Source organism: Aminobacter sp. 01T433 (assembly GCF_056398585.1).
On the sequence record NZ_JBFTPR010000022.1, the window covers coordinates 23,851 to 40,972 of the forward strand.

Annotated in this window: 14 protein-coding genes; 8 read left to right on the forward strand and 6 right to left on the reverse strand. The window is 64.2% G+C overall.

Translation table 11 applies throughout. From position 1 onward, the window contains the following. Positions 1-137 precede the first annotated feature (137 nt). The gene (locus AC1DLV_RS26510; protein ID WP_476803083.1) at positions 138-995 is read left to right on the forward strand and encodes a MurR/RpiR family transcriptional regulator; all 858 of its coding nucleotides are present in this window, start codon (positions 138-140) and stop codon (positions 993-995) included. A 140-nt stretch (positions 996-1,135) separates the two neighbouring features. Then, complete coding sequence (ilvD, locus tag AC1DLV_RS26515; protein WP_476803024.1) at positions 1,136-2,977, forward strand: dihydroxy-acid dehydratase; 1,842 nt, start codon at positions 1,136-1,138, stop codon at positions 2,975-2,977. Between the two features lie 63 nt (positions 2,978-3,040). On the opposite strand, the gene AC1DLV_RS26520 is transcribed toward ilvD, so the two are convergent. Continuing rightward, positions 3,041-3,964 (reverse strand): helix-turn-helix domain-containing protein, encoded by a 924-nt coding sequence (locus AC1DLV_RS26520; protein ID WP_476803025.1) that lies wholly within the window; start codon positions 3,962-3,964, stop codon positions 3,041-3,043. A 270-nt stretch (positions 3,965-4,234) separates the two neighbouring features. Here AC1DLV_RS26520 and AC1DLV_RS26525 point away from each other — a divergent pair, with 270 nt between their 5' ends. Both AC1DLV_RS26525 and AC1DLV_RS26530 read left to right on the forward strand, forming a co-directional pair. Next, positions 4,235-5,623, forward strand: coding sequence for a pyridoxal-phosphate dependent enzyme (locus tag AC1DLV_RS26525; RefSeq protein ID WP_476803026.1), 1,389 nt, complete (start codon positions 4,235-4,237; stop codon positions 5,621-5,623). Continuing rightward, positions 5,620-6,786 (forward strand): cystathionine gamma-synthase, encoded by a 1,167-nt coding sequence (locus tag AC1DLV_RS26530; protein WP_476803027.1) that lies wholly within the window; start codon positions 5,620-5,622, stop codon positions 6,784-6,786. Before AC1DLV_RS26525 ends, AC1DLV_RS26530 begins: the two co-directional genes overlap by 4 nt. 173 nt (positions 6,787-6,959) lie before the next feature. On the opposite strand, the gene AC1DLV_RS26535 is transcribed toward AC1DLV_RS26530, so the two are convergent. Further along, positions 6,960-7,448, reverse strand: coding sequence for a MarR family winged helix-turn-helix transcriptional regulator (locus AC1DLV_RS26535; RefSeq protein WP_476803028.1), 489 nt, complete (start codon positions 7,446-7,448; stop codon positions 6,960-6,962). 88 nt (positions 7,449-7,536) lie between these two features. On the opposite strand from AC1DLV_RS26535, the gene AC1DLV_RS26540 reads away from it, so the two are divergent. Continuing rightward, positions 7,537-8,418, forward strand: a complete 882-nt coding sequence (locus AC1DLV_RS26540) for an EamA family transporter (RefSeq protein ID WP_476803029.1) — start codon at positions 7,537-7,539, stop codon at positions 8,416-8,418. 4 nt (positions 8,419-8,422) lie between these two features. On the opposite strand, the gene tauC is transcribed toward AC1DLV_RS26540, so the two are convergent. From tauC to AC1DLV_RS26560, 4 genes are all read right to left on the reverse strand, one after another. Beyond that, positions 8,423-9,280, reverse strand: a complete 858-nt coding sequence (gene tauC, locus AC1DLV_RS26545) for a taurine ABC transporter permease TauC (protein WP_476803030.1) — start codon at positions 9,278-9,280, stop codon at positions 8,423-8,425. Further along, positions 9,277-10,050, reverse strand: a complete 774-nt coding sequence (locus AC1DLV_RS26550) for a taurine ABC transporter ATP-binding protein (protein WP_476803031.1) — start codon at positions 10,048-10,050, stop codon at positions 9,277-9,279. Before AC1DLV_RS26550 ends, tauC begins: the two co-directional genes overlap by 4 nt. Before the next feature lie 91 nt (positions 10,051-10,141). Then, positions 10,142-11,155 carry a taurine ABC transporter substrate-binding protein gene (gene tauA, locus AC1DLV_RS26555; RefSeq protein WP_476803032.1) on the reverse strand — a complete coding sequence of 338 codons (1,014 nt, stop codon included), beginning with the start codon at positions 11,153-11,155 and terminating at the stop codon, positions 10,142-10,144. 183 nt (positions 11,156-11,338) lie between these two features. Then, positions 11,339-11,584, reverse strand: coding sequence for a DUF982 domain-containing protein (locus AC1DLV_RS26560; RefSeq protein ID WP_476803033.1), 246 nt, complete (start codon positions 11,582-11,584; stop codon positions 11,339-11,341). Positions 11,585-11,845: 261 nt separating this feature from the next. Here AC1DLV_RS26560 and AC1DLV_RS26565 point away from each other — a divergent pair, with 261 nt between their 5' ends. From AC1DLV_RS26565 to AC1DLV_RS26575, 3 genes are read left to right on the forward strand one after another with little or no spacing between them, the layout of a single operon-like run. Continuing rightward, on the forward strand, positions 11,846-12,964 hold the full coding sequence (locus AC1DLV_RS26565; protein ID WP_476836292.1) for an efflux RND transporter periplasmic adaptor subunit: 1,119 nt from the start codon (positions 11,846-11,848) through the stop codon (positions 12,962-12,964). After that, entirely contained in the window at positions 12,961-14,025 is a 1,065-nt protein-coding gene (locus AC1DLV_RS26570; RefSeq protein ID WP_476803035.1) for an efflux RND transporter periplasmic adaptor subunit, read from the forward strand. The genes AC1DLV_RS26565 and AC1DLV_RS26570 overlap by 4 nt, the downstream gene beginning before the upstream one ends. A gap of 1 nt (position 14,026) precedes the next feature. After that, on the forward strand, positions 14,027-17,110 hold the full coding sequence (locus AC1DLV_RS26575; RefSeq protein WP_476803036.1) for an efflux RND transporter permease subunit: 3,084 nt from the start codon (positions 14,027-14,029) through the stop codon (positions 17,108-17,110). Positions 17,111-17,122: the final 12 nt, after the last annotated feature.

Below are 17,122 nucleotides of genomic sequence, written 5' to 3' on the forward strand. Positions count from 1 at the left end.
AGTGGCATCGCCATCGACGGACTGAATAGTCGAATTTTGTCGAAAATGGAACATACAGTTCATTATATTTGGACAGGCGGGCGTGGCAGCGATATGTTGCAATGGGCGGAGGCGGAATGGACCAGATGAACGAGACGATGTCGGAGGCGCTGCCGCGCGATTTCGAGGCCCTGCGGTCGTTGATCCTCGATCGCCGCCAGTCGCTGCCCAAGCGCATCGCGCAGGTCGCAGCCTACGCGCTCGACAATCCCGACGAGATCGCCTTCGGCACCGCCGCCAGCATCGCCACATCGGCCGGCGTGCAGCCCTCGACGCTGATCCGCTTTGCCCAGCATCTCGGCTATGACGGCTTCACCTCCCTGCAGCAGGTTTTTCGCGAGCGGCTGCGGGAGCGCACGACGTCCTACGAAGAGCGGCTGACCGTGGTGCGCGGCGACGCCGACGAAGGCACCTCCAACCGCCGCATCGTCGACGGATTCCTGGCGGCAGCCAGCAAGTCGCTCGACGTGATGTCGCGCAACCTTGACGACGACACCCTCGACCGCGCCATCGACATCCTCAACGGCGCCGAAACGATCTACATCCTTGCCCGCCGCCGCTCCTATCCTGTCGCAAGCTACATCGCCTATGCGCTGGGCAAACTCGGCGTCCGTAGCCAGTTGATCGAATCCGCTTCCGGCTTGAGCCCCGAGATCATCTCATTTGCCTCGTCCAAAGACGCAGTGATCGCCATCAGCTTTTCGCCCTATGCCTCGGCGACGGTCGAGGAGGCGCGGATACTTTCGGCCAACAACGTGCCGGTCATCGCCATCACCGACAGCGCATTTTCGCCCTTGGCACAGTTCGCCAAGGTGTGGTTCGAGGTGGCGGAGGCCGATTTCGGCGGCTTCCGCTCGCTGGCTGCGACCATGGCGCTGGCGATGGGGCTGACCGTTGGCGTCGCCGAGTTGAGGCGCGGCCGAAAGGGCAGGAAATCGGCCAATCCCAAGGGCTGAGCCAGCAGTTGAACTGTGCCCGGTGCATGGCAGCTGCCCGCTGTTGTCATGCCAGGATGCCGCTCAGGCGAAAAATAGTTGACGCAAGGGCGATAGTGGCTCAATCCCACTGTTAGCCATCTATTGTATGAGAGAGCCCCATGCCTGTTTATCGTTCGCGCACCACCACACACGGCCGTAACATGGCGGGTGCCCGTGGCCTTTGGCGCGCCACCGGCATGAAGGACACCGATTTCGGCAAGCCGATTATCGCGGTGGTCAACTCCTTCACCCAGTTCGTGCCGGGACACGTCCATCTCAAGGATCTCGGCCAGCTGGTCGCCCGCGAGATCGAAGCCGCCGGCGGCGTGGCCAAGGAATTCAACACCATCGCCGTCGATGACGGCATCGCCATGGGCCATGACGGCATGCTCTATTCGCTGCCGAGCCGGGAGATCATCGCCGACAGCGTCGAATACATGGTCAACGCGCATTGCGCCGACGCCATGGTCTGCATCTCCAATTGCGACAAGATCACGCCCGGCATGCTGATGGCCGCGATGCGCCTCAATATTCCTGCGGTCTTCGTTTCGGGCGGCCCGATGGAAGCCGGCAAGGTAGTGCTTGGCGGCAAGAACGTCGCGCTCGACTTGGTCGATGCCATGGTGGCGGCGGCCGACGACAAGGTTTCGGACGAGGACGTCAAGATCATCGAGCGCTCGGCCTGCCCGACCTGCGGTTCGTGCTCGGGCATGTTCACCGCCAATTCGATGAACTGCCTGACCGAAGCGCTCGGCCTGTCGCTGCCAGGCAACGGCTCGACGCTGGCAACGCACGCCGACCGCAAGCGCCTGTTTGTCGAAGCGGGTCACCTCATCGTCGACCTCGCCCAGCGTTATTACGAGCAGGACGACGAAAGCGTTCTGCCGCGCAACATAGCCTCCAAGGGCGCGTTCGAAAACGCCATGGCGCTCGACATCGCCATGGGCGGGTCGACCAACACCGTGCTGCATATCCTGGCCACGGCACATGAGGGCGAGATCGACTTCGACCAGGACGACATCGACGCGTTGTCGCGCAAGGTGCCGGTGCTGTGCAAGGTGGCGCCTGCCAAGGCCGACGTGCACATGGAAGATGTCCACCGCGCCGGCGGCATTTTCGCCATCCTCGGCCAGCTCGACAAGGCCGGTCTGCTCAACCGCGACCTGCCTACGGTGCACACGGCGACCATTGGCGAAGCCATTGATCATTGGGACACCTCGCGGACCAAGAGCCAGACTGTGCGCGACTTCTACCTCGCGGCTCCCGGCGGCGTGCCGACGCAGGTTGCCTTCAGCCAGGACCGGCGCTGGGACGAGCTCGACCTCGACCGCGAAAAAGGCGTCATCCGCTCGGCCGAGCATGCCTTTTCCAAGGACGGCGGCTTGGCCATTCTCAAGGGCAACATCGCCCGCGACGGCTGCGTGGTGAAGACCGCGGGCGTCGACGAGTCGATCCTGAAATTCTCCGGCCCCGCTCGCGTCTTCGAGAGCCAGGACGCGTCGGTCAAGGCGATCCTCAGCAACGAAATCAAGGCCGGCGACGTGGTGGTGATCTGCTATGAGGGCCCGAAGGGCGGTCCCGGCATGCAGGAAATGCTCTACCCGACCAGCTATCTCAAGTCGAAGGGCCTGGGCAAAGCCTGCGCGCTTTTGACCGACGGGCGTTTTTCGGGCGGCACTTCGGGCCTGTCGATCGGCCACGTTTCGCCTGAGGCGGCGAATGGCGGCATGATCGGGCTGGTGCGCGAAGGCGACATGATCGACATCGACATCCCCAACCGCACCATCAGCCTGCGCGTCGACGAAGCAACGCTCGCCACCCGCCGCGCCGAGCAGGACGCCAAGGGCTGGAAGCCGACAGAACTGCGCAAGCGCAAGGTGACCAAGGCGCTGAAGGCCTATGCCGCCTTTGCAACGTCCGCAGATCGCGGCGCGGTGCGTGACCTCGGCGATTTCGAATAGGATCAGACGCTTTTGAAATGACCAAGGGCCCGCACCGACATGCGGGCCCTTTTCTTTACGGGATCAGAGAAGGTCGCCCATCGCATCGTTGATCCAGCGCCATTCCTCGCCCGCAGGGGTCGTCGGTTTGTCGCCGCGCAGGATGTGGATCAGTTCGTTGTAGCGTAGGGAACGGGAATGGTACTTGCGGTACTGCTGCAAATGCCAGTCGAGGAAAGCCTTGTCGTGGCTCTTCTTCATCGCCTTGGCCGAAGCGTCGAGCCAGTCCAGAGCGATGGATTTCCCGATTTCGGACTCCGGCATTGCGCCTTCGTCAATCGCTGCTCTGACACGATTGAAGATCGCTTTGGAGGCTTCGGCATAGGCGGCCGGGTCGAACTCGCCATTCCACATCGACGACATGCTGGCGCGCATCTCCTCGACATACGCCTTGTCGGAAATGATCGTCATGATCTCGGTCCAGGCGTCGACCTGCTCGGGTGTGGGATCGTCGGGCAGCTCGGGTGTGGAGGCGTCGACCATCTGTTTTTTCCAGTCCGCATCCATCTTCGCGCCCGAGGCGACCTGGTCGAAAAAACGTTCGATGGCGGCGCGGAATTCGCTCTGAGAGAGTTTGGTCACGGTCCATATTCTCCTTAGGTCATCTATCTGGGGATCAGTGACGCGCAGCGCCGCGCGCAAGGCAGCGGCGACGCGGCGCTTGGACACAATCTCGGCTTCGAGCGTCTCAAGCCTGAGCTTGAGCACGTCGCCCGCCGCGAGGCGTTTCGACAGGATCTTGCCGATCTCGGCGAGGCTGACCCCGGCATCGCGCAATGCCAGGATGAGGCCCAGCCGCTCGAGGTCGGCGCCTGAGAACATCCGGTAGCCGCTCTCGGCCCGAACAGTGGGCGGCAACAGCCCCTTGTCGGAGTAGAAGCGGAGCTTGCGAACCGAGATGCCGCTCAGCTTCGAAAGCTCGCCGATTGTGTAGATCCTGTCGTCCATGACAGCCCTTGTAGGTGCTCCACCAAGTGGAGAGTCAACAACATCGGGTGAGGAAAGATATTGCCGTGTGACGGAACTATTGAACCGCCCCAGGAATTTCTTTCTCAAGGTTTGCTCCGAAACGAAATCCGCTGCCTTTGTTCACGGCAGGTGCCTCCGGTAAATGCGGCGATACCGGCTGATGCGGCCGGGGATCAACCGGACGGCAGGTGCCGGCCCGCCTGACATGGGATATGCTCGATGAGCTTGCTTGACGTGGGAGACGCCGCCATGAGCCGTTTGAACCCGCCTTTCAGCTCCGTGCTCGATTTGATCGGCGAGACGCCGGTTGTCGAGCTGACGCAGTTCGACACCGGGCCGTGCCGGCTGTTCATCAAGCTCGAAAGCCAGAACCCCGGTGGCTCGATCAAGGACCGCATCGCGCTGTCGATGATCGCGGCGGCCGAGCGCGAGGGCAAGCTCAAGCGCGGCGGCACCATCGTTGAGGCGACCGCTGGCAACACTGGGCTCGGTCTCGCCCAGGTCGGCATCCCCAAGGGCTACCGCATCATTCTCGTCGTGCCCGACAAGATGAGCCGCGAAAAGATCCAGCACCTGCGCGCGCTCGGCGCCGAGGTTAGGCTGACGCGCTCGGACGTCGGCAAGGGCCACGCCGAATATTACCAGGACATGGCCGAGAAGATCGCCGCTGAAATACCCGGCTCGTTCTACGTCAACCAGTTCGCCAACCCGGCCAACCCGGAGGCGCATGAGACGACGACCGGGCCGGAAATCTGGGAGCAGCTTGGGGGCGACGTCGATGCGGTTGTGGTCGGTGTCGGCTCAGGCGGCACGCTGACCGGGCTCGGGCGCTTCTTCGCCAGGGTTTCGCCCAAGACGGAAATGGTGCTGGCCGATCCTGTCGGCTCGGTGCTGGCGCCGCTGATCAAGACCGGCAAGATGGAAGAAGCGGGAAGCTGGACGGTGGAAGGCATCGGCGAGGATTTCGTGCCGCCGAACGCTGACCTCTCGCTGGTCAAGAAGGCCTATTCGGTGACCGACAAGGCGAGCATGCTGGCGGTGCGCGACCTGCTTGCCAAGGAAGGCATCTTGGCTGGGTCGTCGTCGGGCACGCTGCTGTCGGCGGCACTGCGCTACTGCCGCGAGCAGAAGACGCCGAAGCGCGTCGTCACCTTCGTTTGCGACAGCGGCAACAAGTACCTGTCCAAGGTGTTCGACGATTTCTGGCTGGCCGAACAAGGCCTCGACGAGCGCGCGCAACATGGCGATCTGAGCGACCTCGTGGCGCGTTCGCATCGCGAGGGCGGCACGGTGTTTGTCGGGCCCGGCGACAGTTTGCTTACCGCCTACGGCCGGATGCGGCGCGGGGACGTGTCGCAACTGCCGGTGCTCGACGAGGGCAAGCTTGTCGGCATCGTTGACGAGAGCGATATCCTGGCCGTTGTCGAAGGACCCTATGACAGCCGCTGGAACCGCTTCAACGCACCGGTCGCAACCGCGATGAGCAAGGATCTGCACACGCTGCAGGCCAACCAGACGCTCGATGCGCTGCTGCCGATCTTCGACCGCAACGAGGTGGCGATCATCTTCGACGGCGAAGACTTCATCGGGCTGATCACCCGCGTCGACCTCATCAACCATCTCAGGCGGGCAAGATGACAGCTCCAAAGAACCGTTTGGCATTTTCGACACGCACGATCCATGGCGGCCAAAGCCATGACCCGACGACGGGTGCGGTGATGGTGCCGATTTATGCCACCTCGACCTATGGCCAGCAGAGCCCCGGCGTGCACAAGGGGTTCGAATACGCCCGCAGCCAGAACCCGACGCGCTTTGCCTTCGAACGCGCGATTGCCGATCTCGAAAGCGGTTCCGCTGGCTTTGCCTTCGCCTCGGGGCTGGCGGCGATCGCCACGGTGTTCGAGCTGCTGGATTCGGGCTCGCATATCGTTGCCACCGACGACATCTATGGCGGCACGTTCCGGCTACTGGAACGGGTGCGCAAGCGCTCGGCCGGGCTTGAGGTCAGCTTCGTCGACTTCACCGATCTTGCCGCCGTCGAGGCAGCAATCCGGCCGGAGACGAAGATGCTTTGGGTCGAGACGCCGACCAATCCGTTGCTGCGGGTTGTCGATCTCGAAGGGGTGGCGGCACTCGCCAAGCGCAAGGGCGTGCTGTCGGTCGCCGACAACACCTTCTGCAGTCCCTATCTGCAGCGGCCGCTGGAACTCGGCATCGACATCGTGGTGCATTCGACGACGAAGTATCTCAATGGCCATTCCGACATGGTGGGTGGCTGCGTCGTTGTCGGCGACAACAAGGATCTGCGCGACCAGCTGAAATTCCTGCAGAACGCGATTGGCGCGATCTCCGGGCCATTCGACAGCTTCCTCGCCCTGCGCGGCATCAAGACGCTGGCGCTCAGGATGGAGCGGCATTCGCAGAACGGAGCGAAGATCGCGCGCTGGCTCGAGGCCCGCAAGGATGTGCGCCGGGTGATCTATCCCGGTCTCGAAAGCCATCCCCAGCACGCCATCGCCAAGGCGCAGATGTTTCATTTCGGCGGCATGATCACGGTCGAACTCGACCGCGACCTCGCTGCGACCAAGCGTTTCCTCGAACGGACGCAGCTGTTCACGCTGGCCGAGAGCCTGGGCGGCGTCGAAAGCCTGATCGAGCATCCGGCATTGATGACGCACGGCTCTATCCCGGCCGAGAAACGCACTGAGATCGGCATATCGGATTCGCTGGTGCGGCTGTCAGCCGGCATCGAGGACGGCGACGATCTGATCGCAGACCTGGAGCAGGCGCTGGCGGGGTGATTTTTCCACTCTACAGTCATCCGGGAGGCTTGCTCTCGCCCCTCACCCTTACCCCGTGAAGAACGGGGAGAGGGGGCGTCAGCGTTGCAGCCATCCTCCTTCTCCCCGTCATTACGGGGAGAAGGTCCGGCAGGGGATGAGGGGCAGCGCGACAGTCCGCGAGCCCTGCTCCGTCAGGCGTTTTCGAACCCCACCAAAAACTTGCTGAGCAGCGCGTCGAGCGCTGCCCGCTCCTGGGCGGATAGCATTTGAACGATGCGCGTCTGCGTCGCCACATGGTCGGTGACGGCGGCATCGATGGTGGCGAAGCCCTTGTCGGTCAGCGAGACGATGAAGCTGCGGCGATCGCCGGGATTGAGGGTGCGCACGACAAGCCCTGCCTTTTCCAGCTGGTCGACGCGGTTGGTCATCGTGCCCGAGGTGATCATCATGGTGGCGGAGAGGTCCCCGGGGGACAGCGCATAAGGCGGGCCTGAGCGGCGCAGCGTCGCCAGCACATCGAAGCTGGCATAGTTCAGCCCGTGTGCTGCAAAGGTCTTTTCCATCTCGCGGCCGAGATGCTGGGACACCCTGTTGATGCGGCCGATCACGCCCATCGGCGCAACGTCGAGGTCGGGCCGTTCCCGGTTCCATTGGGCAAGAATGTCGTCAACGCGATCCATGCCGCACCATCGAGAAATAATATCTTGACGTCAAGAGAATCTGCATTACTTTGATATCAAGATATTTGACCTCAAGAGAGATGCGGCCATGACGACGCGCAACACCGACCTGCTTTTGACGGCCATCGCCCCGGCGATCTGGGGCAGCACCTATCTGGTGACGACCGAGTTCCTGCCCGCGGGCTATCCGCTGACGGTCGCCATGCTGCGGGCGCTGCCCGCCGGCCTGTTGCTGCTGCTTGTGGTCCGGCAGCTGCCGCAAGGCATCTGGTGGGCCCGGGTGCTGGTGCTCGGCGCGCTCAATTTCTCGATCTTCTGGTGGCTGCTGTTCGTCGCCGCCTACCGCCTGCCGGGCGGCGTTGCCGCGACCGTCGGCGCGATCCAGCCGCTGATCGTCATTCTGCTCGCCCGCGCCCTGCTCGGCTCGGCCATTCGCCCGCTGTCCATCATGGCTGCGATTGCCGGCATGGGCGGCGTGGCACTGCTGATCCTGACGCCGAATGCGGCGCTCGATCCCGTGGGCATAGCTGCCGGCCTCGCCGGTGCCGTGTCGATGGCCGCGGGCACGGTGCTCAGCCGCCGCTGGCAGCCGCCAGTAACACCGCTGACCTTTACGGCATGGCAGTTGACCGCAGGTGGGTTTCTGCTGCTCCCGGCAGCCCTTTGGTTGGAACCGTCGCTGCCTTCGCTGACCAGCGCCAACCTGCTCGGCCTCGCCTGGCTTGGCCTGATCGGTGCGGCGTTGACCTACATCCTGTGGTTCCGCGGCATCGCGAAACTGGAACCATCAGTCGTGTCGCCACTCGGCTTCCTCAGCCCGATGACCGCCGTGATCCTTGGCTGGTCGGTGCTCGGCCAGTCGCTCAGCCCAGCGCAGATCTTGGGCATGGTCGTTGTGCTCGGCAGCGTCTGGCTCAGCCAGCGCGCCCAGCAGGGCAAGCCCGCCCCGACCAAGCTCGCGAGCGCCTGACGGCCTACTCGCGGCCGGCCCAAGGCACCAGCCTGCGTTCCAGGAAACGCAGTCCGAATTCGAGTACGAAGGCCACCGCCGCGATGACCAGGATGCCCATGACGACGACGTCGGTGACGAGGAACTGCGCCGCCGACTGGATCATGAAGCCGAGTCCGCGCGTCGCCGCCACCAATTCGGCGGCGACCAGCGTGGTCCAACCGGCGCCGAGCGCGATGCGCAGGCCGGTGAGGATCGACGGCAGCGCACTCGGCAGCACGACGAAGCGGATGACCTGCCGGCGCGATGCGCCAAGGGAACGTGCCGCGCTGATGCGGTCCCGCTGGACGCCGCGCACGCCTGAGGCGGTGGACAAGGCGATGGGTGCCACCATGGCAATCGCGATGACCAGCACCTTGGCCGACTCGCCGATGCCGAACCAGATGATGATCAGCGGCAGGTAGGCGAGCGGCGGAATCGGCCGCAGGAACTCGAGCACGGGGTCGAAGATGCCGCGACCGATGCGGCTGGTGCCAATGGCAAGGCCAACCGGGATGCCGACCAGCGTGGCGGCAACCAGTGCCGCAAAGACGCGCCCCAGCGAGGCAAGCAGATGCTGGGCAAGTGTCGCATCGACAAAGCCCTGGGAGGCCACTTTCCAGAACTTTGCGAGCACGTCCTGCGGCGGCGGCAGGAACAGTGGCGCGACCAGCCCCAGCCGGGTGACCAGTGTCCATGCCAGCAGTGCAACCAGGATGGTGATGGCGCTGATGCTACGCGACGACAGCTCGCGGCGGGGTGTTTCGGGGCGCTGCGCGCGCACCGTCGAAATCTCGGGTTCGGCCAGTTCGCGGCGGCCGCGCTCGGCATGAAGCAAGGTCATGCCGGCTCTCCTTCGAAGATCGCGTCGGCAAGCTCGGCCCTGGCGGTGGCGAAGGCCGGATCGGCCTTGATCGAGCGGACGGGCTCGCCTTCGGCATAGCGCCGGCTGAAGCCAGCCTCGAAGCTTAGAGCGATACGGCCGGGATCGGGCGCCATGACAACGATTCGGGTGCCGAGCAGAAGCGCTTCTTCGATGCCATGGGTCACCATCAGCACGCCGAGATTGCCCGGTGCCCAGATGTCGAGCAACAGGGTCTGCATGCGCTCGCGGGTCAGCGCATCGAGCGCGCCGAGCGGCTCGTCCATCAGCAGGAAATCAGGCTCGGCGGCGAGCGCGCGGGCAAGGCCGACACGCTGGCGCATGCCGCCCGACATCTCCCACACCGGCTTGTCGCCGAGGCCTTCGAGGCGAACGCGCTTGAGCAGGTCGTCGGCAAGGGCGTGGCGCTGCCTTTCGCCGATGCCGCGCAGTCTCAGCGCGAATGCCACGTTGTCGCGGGCCGAAAACCAGGGAAACAGCGCGTCGCTCTGGAAGACAACGGCGCGGTCGGCGCCTGGCCCTTCGATCGGCCGGCCGTCAACTGCGGCCTCGCCGCGCTCTGGAAGGACCAGACCCGCCGCTACGTTGAGCAAGGTCGACTTGCCGCAGCCGGAACGGCCAGTGAGCACGACGAACTCGCCATGGCCGACCGAGAGCGATGCGCCCTCGACGGCGGGTCGCGGCTGTCGGTTGTAGCGCACGGCGATGTTGCTGAGCGTAAGCGTCGACATGGATGCATCTCCTGGAAAAAGGGATGCCCCGGCCGGGAGGAGCCGGCCGGGGCTTCGTGCCCGCGTGGGAGGACGCGGGTCGCTTGACGCCTCAGTTGGAGGCGAGCGCCTCGGTGACATATTTGGACGTCACGTATTTCGAATAGTCCGGCTGAACGGCATCGATCTTGCCCTGCTCCTTGAGGAAGGCAGAGGTCGCCGCGACCGCCTTGACGGTGTCGCCGCCGAGGAAATGGGCTGACGCCTGCTCTTGCAGCGTCGGGAAGACGTAGCCCTTGAGCAGCGCCGGCACTTCCTCGACCTTGGCGCCGGTCAGGCGGGCGATCTTCTCGGCCTGCGGCGAGCCCTTGTCCCAGGCTTCCGGCTTGGCGAGGAATTCTCCATAGGCAGCGCCCGTCACCTTGACGAAGTCGCGCACGGCGGCCGGGTTCTTTTCGGCGAAGTCGGTACGGACGATCCAGGCGTCGAAGGTCGGCGCGCCCCATTCAGCGACCTTCGCCGAGTCGAGCACGACCTTGCCGGAGGTCTTGATCTGGCCGAGCGCCGGGTCCCAGACATAGGCCGCGTCGATGTCGCCGCGCTGCCAGGCGGCCGCGATCTCGGGTGGGCGCAAATTGAGGATCTCGACCGACTTGGGATCGACGCCCTCGTGCTTGAGTGCTGCGAGCAGGCTGTAGTGCGTCGTCGAAACGAATGGCACGGCGACCTTCTTGCCTGCGAGGTCGGCTGCCTTTTCGATGCCGGCGCCATCGCGAGCGACGAGCGCCTCGGACTCGCCGATCAGGCCGACAACGAAGATGGTCTCGATGGGCAGTTGGCGGCTGGCGGCAGCCGCGAGCGGGCTCGAGCCGACATAGCCGATGTCGACCGCGCCGGAAGCGATGGCGGCGATGACGTCGGCGCCGGAATCGAACTTGCGCCAGTCGATGCTGGCCTTGGTGGCGGCCTCATAGGCACCATCGGCCTGTGGCACTTTCGAGGGTTCGACCACTGTCTGGTAGCCGATGGTGATCTTGAGGTCCTCTGCATGGAGAGCACCGACAGACGGCGCAATCGACAGAGCGGCAACGGTGGCGAGCAAGGCACGACGCGAGAGACTGGACATGGGCTTCCCCCTTGGGGTTGAAAACGATGCCCATTCAGCATGTGTAATTCTACAAACTCTGTAGAGTTAATTTATTCCGGCAAACCTGTTGGTCGCGGAAATGTCCTGCCCGATTTCGCCCGCAACAAGGGCCGGACCGTTCGCCACATGTGCAAACGGTCACGGCGTCGTACCTACGATCGATCAGACCCGGATGCCGATCTCGTCGGCGGCAGCCTCAAAAGCGCGCTTGGCCGCCTCGCGCGTGCGGGTGCCGGCAAGGGCCGCGGAGACGGTGGCCACCGCCTCGCGATAGAGCGGGCCGCTGCGCTTGGCGTGCGGCCAGTCGACCAGCGCCTCATAGGCGCCCTTGACGCTCGTGACCTCGCGCCGGGTGCTTTCCGGCCCGATGCGAACCGAGACGGGATGGTCAAAAAGCATACGATCCATAATGGTCTCCGGCATCTTGTCGTTCGAACATCCGATCTCCCCAACCGGCTCCCCACTTCGGGTCGGATGTTCTGCAATGCCCCTTTCAACGCACCGAAATTGCTCCGGTTCCCTGGCTCACACCGTCAAAAATCACACCCGTGTTACCTTCCTTAAACCGTGACCCCAAACACGCGTCTGTGGCCCGACAAGAAAAGCAACTAGACGTTGCCGGATTGTATTCGGCGTCGTAGCGTGGGTCGAAGCGATTTGGGGGTGTACATGCGACCCATCAACCCGGTCCCGTCCGGCGCGCCTGGCAGAACGCCGGCATACGCCAATTTCCCCCCGTTCCTCTCCATGCTTGCGCTTTGTCTGACCCTCGCCGCCTGCCAGAAACAGGAGGCGGCGGAACGGCTGCCGATCATGGTGCGCTCCGTCGAAGTGAAGCTGTCCGATTTCGCGCCAGCCACGTCGCTGACCGGCGTCATTGCCGCGCGTACCCTCAACAACCTGTCGTTCCAGGTCGGTGGCCGCGTTGCAGTACGCAGTATCGACGTCGGCCAGCGGGTGACAAAAGGCGAGGTGCTGGCCAAGCTCGACCCGCAGGAGCAGGAGTCGGATGTGAGGGCAGCCCAGGCGAGCCTCTATGCGGCGCAGGCGCAGTTGCGCCAGGCCTCGGCGGCCTTCGATCGCCAAAAGACCCTGCTTGCGCAAGGCTTCACAACGCGGCGCGACTACGACCAGGCCGACCAGGCGCAGCGCGTTGCCCAGGGCGGCGTGCAATCGGCAGAAAGCCAGCTCGCAAACGCCCAGGACCGGCTGACCTACACCGAGCTCAAGGCCAGCGCCGACGGCGTGGTGACGGCGCGAACAATCGAAGTCGGCCAGGTGGTGCAGGCAGCCCAGACGGTCTTCACCGTTGCTGAGGATGGCGACCGCGACGCCGTGTTCAACGTCGACGAGGCGCTGGTGGCTCGGAACCCGGTGGCGCCGGCGGTGCAGATCTCGCTCATTTCCAACCCCAAGATCGAGGCGGCGGGCCAGGTGCGGGAGGTCTCGCCCGCGGTCGATCCCGCATCCGGGTCGATCCGTGTCAAGATCGCGGTACCCAACACGCCGGCCGAAATGCCGCTGGGAGCCGCCATCACAGGCACCATCGTGTCCGAACCCGAGCCATCGATCGTGCTGCCGTGGCAGTCGCTCATGTCCGACCGCGGCACGCCTGCCGTTTGGACCATAGACCCCGCTACCAAGGCGGTGACGATGGTGCCCATCGAGGTGCAGCAATTCGCATCCGGCATCGTGGTCGTCGCCAAGGGGCTGAAAATAGGACAAACCGTGGTCGCGCAAGGAGGCCAGCTTCTAAGCCCCGGCCAGGTCGTGGAGGTCGCGCCATGAAGTCCTTCGCGCCCTTCGGCATGATGGCCATGCTGGCGTTCGCCGGCTGCAGCCAGGAGCAGCCGGCACCCAAGGAAGTTATCCGGCCTGTGCTGTCGCGAGTGGTCCAGCCGCAGGCACACACACCGCAAGGATTTGCCGGCACGATCCAGCCCCAATTTTCCGCGGAGCTCGCCTTTCGCCTGCTCGGGCGGTTGGTGGCACGCGATGCCAGCGTCGGCGACCAGGTGACCAAGGGAACGACCCTTGCGGCCATCGATCCGCTTTCGCTTGAGCTGGCATCGCAGGCCGCGCGCGCCGACCTGTCGACGGCGGAAGCGCAATTTGCCAACGCCGCCGCCAGCGAAGAGCGCCAGCGCGCGCTGCTCGCCCAGGCCAACACATCGCAAGCCGTCTATGATTCCGCCAAGCAGGCGCTTGATTCCGCGTCAGCCAATGTCGAGCGGGCGCGTGCTGCCTTGGCCAAGACAGACGAGCAGCTCGGCTATGCCAGGCTGTTTTCGGACTTCGACGGCATCGTGACGGCAACAGGCGCCGAGGTCGGCCAGACGGTTTCGCCGGGCCAGATGGTGTTGACCGTAGCGCGCTCGGACGCGCGCGAGGCCGTGGTCGACATACCTGACCAACTGGCCGCCACACTCAAGAACGGCGATGAATTCGAGGTGGCATTGCAGACGCTGCCGTCGCTGCGCACCACCGGACGCATCCGCGAGATCGCGCCGCAGGCCGACGCAGCGACACGAACGCGGCGGGTGCGGCTGGCATTGGACGCGCCACCGGTCGCCTTCCGGCTCGGCGCGACGGTGACGGCAACAAAGGTATCGCGAGTGGGAGAGACGATCGAGTTGCCACTTTCGGCACTGCTTGAACGAGACGGGAAGCAATTTGTCTGGGTGGTCGACCCGACGGCATCGACAGTCAGCCTGCATGGCGTTCAGGTAGAGGCAAAGCAAGGGTTGAGCTTCACGCTGAACGGCATCGAGCCAGGGACTCGGGTCGTGACGGCAGGCGTGAACAGTCTCGCAGAGGGCCAGAAGGTCAGTATTCCGGAAGGGGCATAGCGTGAAGGGTTTCAATCTTTCCGACTGGGCGCTGAACCATCGTTCATTGGTCTGGTACTTCATGCTGATCTTCACGATCGCAGGCATTTTCGCCTATCTGAATCTCGGCCGCGAGGAAGACCCCAGCTTCACCATCAAGACGATGCTGATCCAGGCCAATTGGCCCGGCGCCTCGGTCGAAGAGACCACCAGGCAGGTGACCGACCGGATCGAAAAGAAGCTCGAGGAACTCGAAAGCCTCGACTACAGCCGCAGCGTGACCACCGCCGGCCAGACCCTCATCTTCGTCAATCTCAAGCCGACCACCAAGGCGCGCGACGTCACCCCCACCTGGGTGGAAGTGCGCAACATGATCAACGACATCAGGTCGCAGTTCCCGCAAGGGGTGCAAGGCCCGTTCTTCAACGACCGCTTCGGCGACGTGTTCGGCAACATCTATGCCTTCACCGCCGACGGGCTGTCGATGCGCCAGCTGCGCGACTATGTCGAGACGGTGCGCACGCGCGTCCTCAGCATTCCCAATGCCGGCAAGGTGGAACTTGTCGGTGAACAGGACGAGGTCATCTATCTCGAATTCTCCACCAAGCAGATCGCGGCGCTGGGCCTCGACCAGCAGGCCGTCGTCGAGAGCCTGCAGGCGCAGAATGCGGTGTCGCCGTCTGGCGTGATCCAGGCCGGGCCGGAGCGGATCGCCGTGCGCGTCGGCGGCCAGTTCACCTCGGAAGAGAGCCTGCGGGCGATCAATCTCAGGGTCAATGACCGCTTTTTCCGACTCAGCGACGTAGCCACCATCAGCCGCGGCTATGTCGATCCGCCGAGCTCGCTGTTTCGCGTCAATGGCGAACCGGCGATCGCACTCGCCATCGGCATGAAGCCGAACGCCAACCTTCTCGATTTCGGCGCTGAGCTGGCGAAGGTGATGGACGAGGTGATCGGCGACCTGCCGATCGGCGTCGGCGTGCATCTCGTGGCTGACCAGCCGGTGATCGTCGAACAAGCCGTGTCGGGCTTTACCCGGGCGCTTTTCGAGGCCGTGGCAATCGTGCTCGCCGTCTCCTTTGTCAGCCTTGGCATGCGCGCCGGTTTCGTTGTCGCGCTATCGATCCCGCTGGTGCTGGCGATCACCTTCCTGGTCATGGCCTATATGGGCATTTCGCTGCAGCGCATTTCGCTCGGCGCATTGATCATCGCGCTCGGGCTTCTGGTCGACGATGCGATGATCGCGGTCGAGATGATGGTGGCGCGGCTGGAGGTGGGCGATTCACTGAGAAAAGCCGCGACCTACGTGTACACCTCGACGGCGTTTCCGATGCTGACGGGAACGCTGGTGACGGTGGCGGGCTTCATCCCCATCGGGCTGAATACAAGCGCGGCGGGCGAATACACCTACACGCTGTTCGTGGTCATCGCCGTGTCGTTGCTGCTGTCGTGGATCGTTGCAGTGCTGTTTGCCCCGCTGCTCGGCGTCACGCTCCTGCCGGCGACGATGAAGAAGCACGACGAGCGGCCGGGCCGCGTCGCAGCCGGCTTTTCGCATCTGCTGCATCTTGCGGTGCGCCGTCACTGGATCACCATCTTCGCCACCATCGCGCTGTTTGCCGCGTCGGTATTCGGGCTGACATTCGTGCAGCAGCAGTTCTTTCCGCCGTCGGATCGTCCGGAGCTGATCGTCGACTGGAACCTGCCGCAAAACAGCTCGATTGCCGAGACGCGCGCCCAGATGGAGCGCTTCGAGCAGATCGCCCTCAAGGGCAATGCCGATATCGACCACTGGAGTTCCTATATCGGCCAGGGCGCGGTGCGTTTCGTGCTGGCCTATGACGTACAGCCGGCCAATCCCTATTTCGGCCAGACCGTCATCGTCACCAAGGACCTCGAAGCGCGGCACCGGGTACAGCCTGTGCTCGAAAAGATCCTGCGCGAGCAGTTCGTGGGAACCGACGCCTTCGTCAAGACGCTGGAACTCGGCCCGCCCGTGGGACGGCCGGTACAGTATCGCGTCAGCGGTCCCGACATTCAGACGGTACGCGCGCTGTCGCAGCAGCTTGCTGGGCAGATCTCAGCCAATCCGAAGCTGCAAGCGCCTAGCTTCGACTGGAACGAGCCTTCGCGCGTGCTCAAGGTCGATGTGCTGCAGGACAAGGCGCGCCAGCTCGGCATCACATCGCAGGACATCGCCAGCGCGATGAACGGCGTTGTCGGCGGCGTGGCCATCACCCAGGTGCGCGACGCAACCTATCTGATCAACGTGGTGGTGCGGGCGGGCGAGGACGAACGCGGCTCGATCGAGACGCTACGCAACCTGCAGATACCGACCGGAAACGGCGAGGCGATCCCGCTCGCCACCGTCGCCGACGTCCGCTACGAGATCGAACAGCCGACAGTCGCGCGGCGCAGCCGGATGCCGACGATCACGATCAAGGCCGGGCTGGTCGGCAACACGCTGCCCGCCACCGTCGTTGCCGAGCTGAAACCGACGATCGACGCGTTCAATGCCAAGCTGCCGGCTGGCTATGCGGTCGCGACCGGCGGCACCGTCGAAGAAAGCGCCAAAAGCCAGGGGCCGATCATCGCCGTGGTGCCAATCATGCTGTTTATCATGGCAACCGTCTTGATGATCCAGCTGCAAAGCTTCCAGCGGTTGTTCCTGGTCGTGGCTGTCGCACCGCTGGGCCTGATCGGCGTGGTGGCGGCACTAGTGCCGACCGGGCAACCCATGGGCTTCGTGGCGGTACTGGGGGTGCTCGCGCTGGTCGGCATCCTGATCCGCAATTCGGTGATCCTGATCGTGCAGATCGAGGAGCTGATCGCGGCGGGCACCGACCGCTGGCACGCGGTGATCGAGGCATCGGAGCACCGCATGCGACCCATCGCGCTGACAGCCGCCGCCGCAAGCCTTGCGCTGATCCCGATCGCGCGCGAGGTGTTCTGGGCGCCAATGGCCTATGCGATGATGGGCGGCATCCTGGCGGGAACGGCGATCACGCTGCTGTTTTTGCCAGCCCTCTATGTCGCCTGGTTCAGGCTTGAGGAACCGGCGGAAAACGCACCCCACAGGGAACCCGCAGAGGCCCCGGCTGCATAAGCCGGCCCTCGG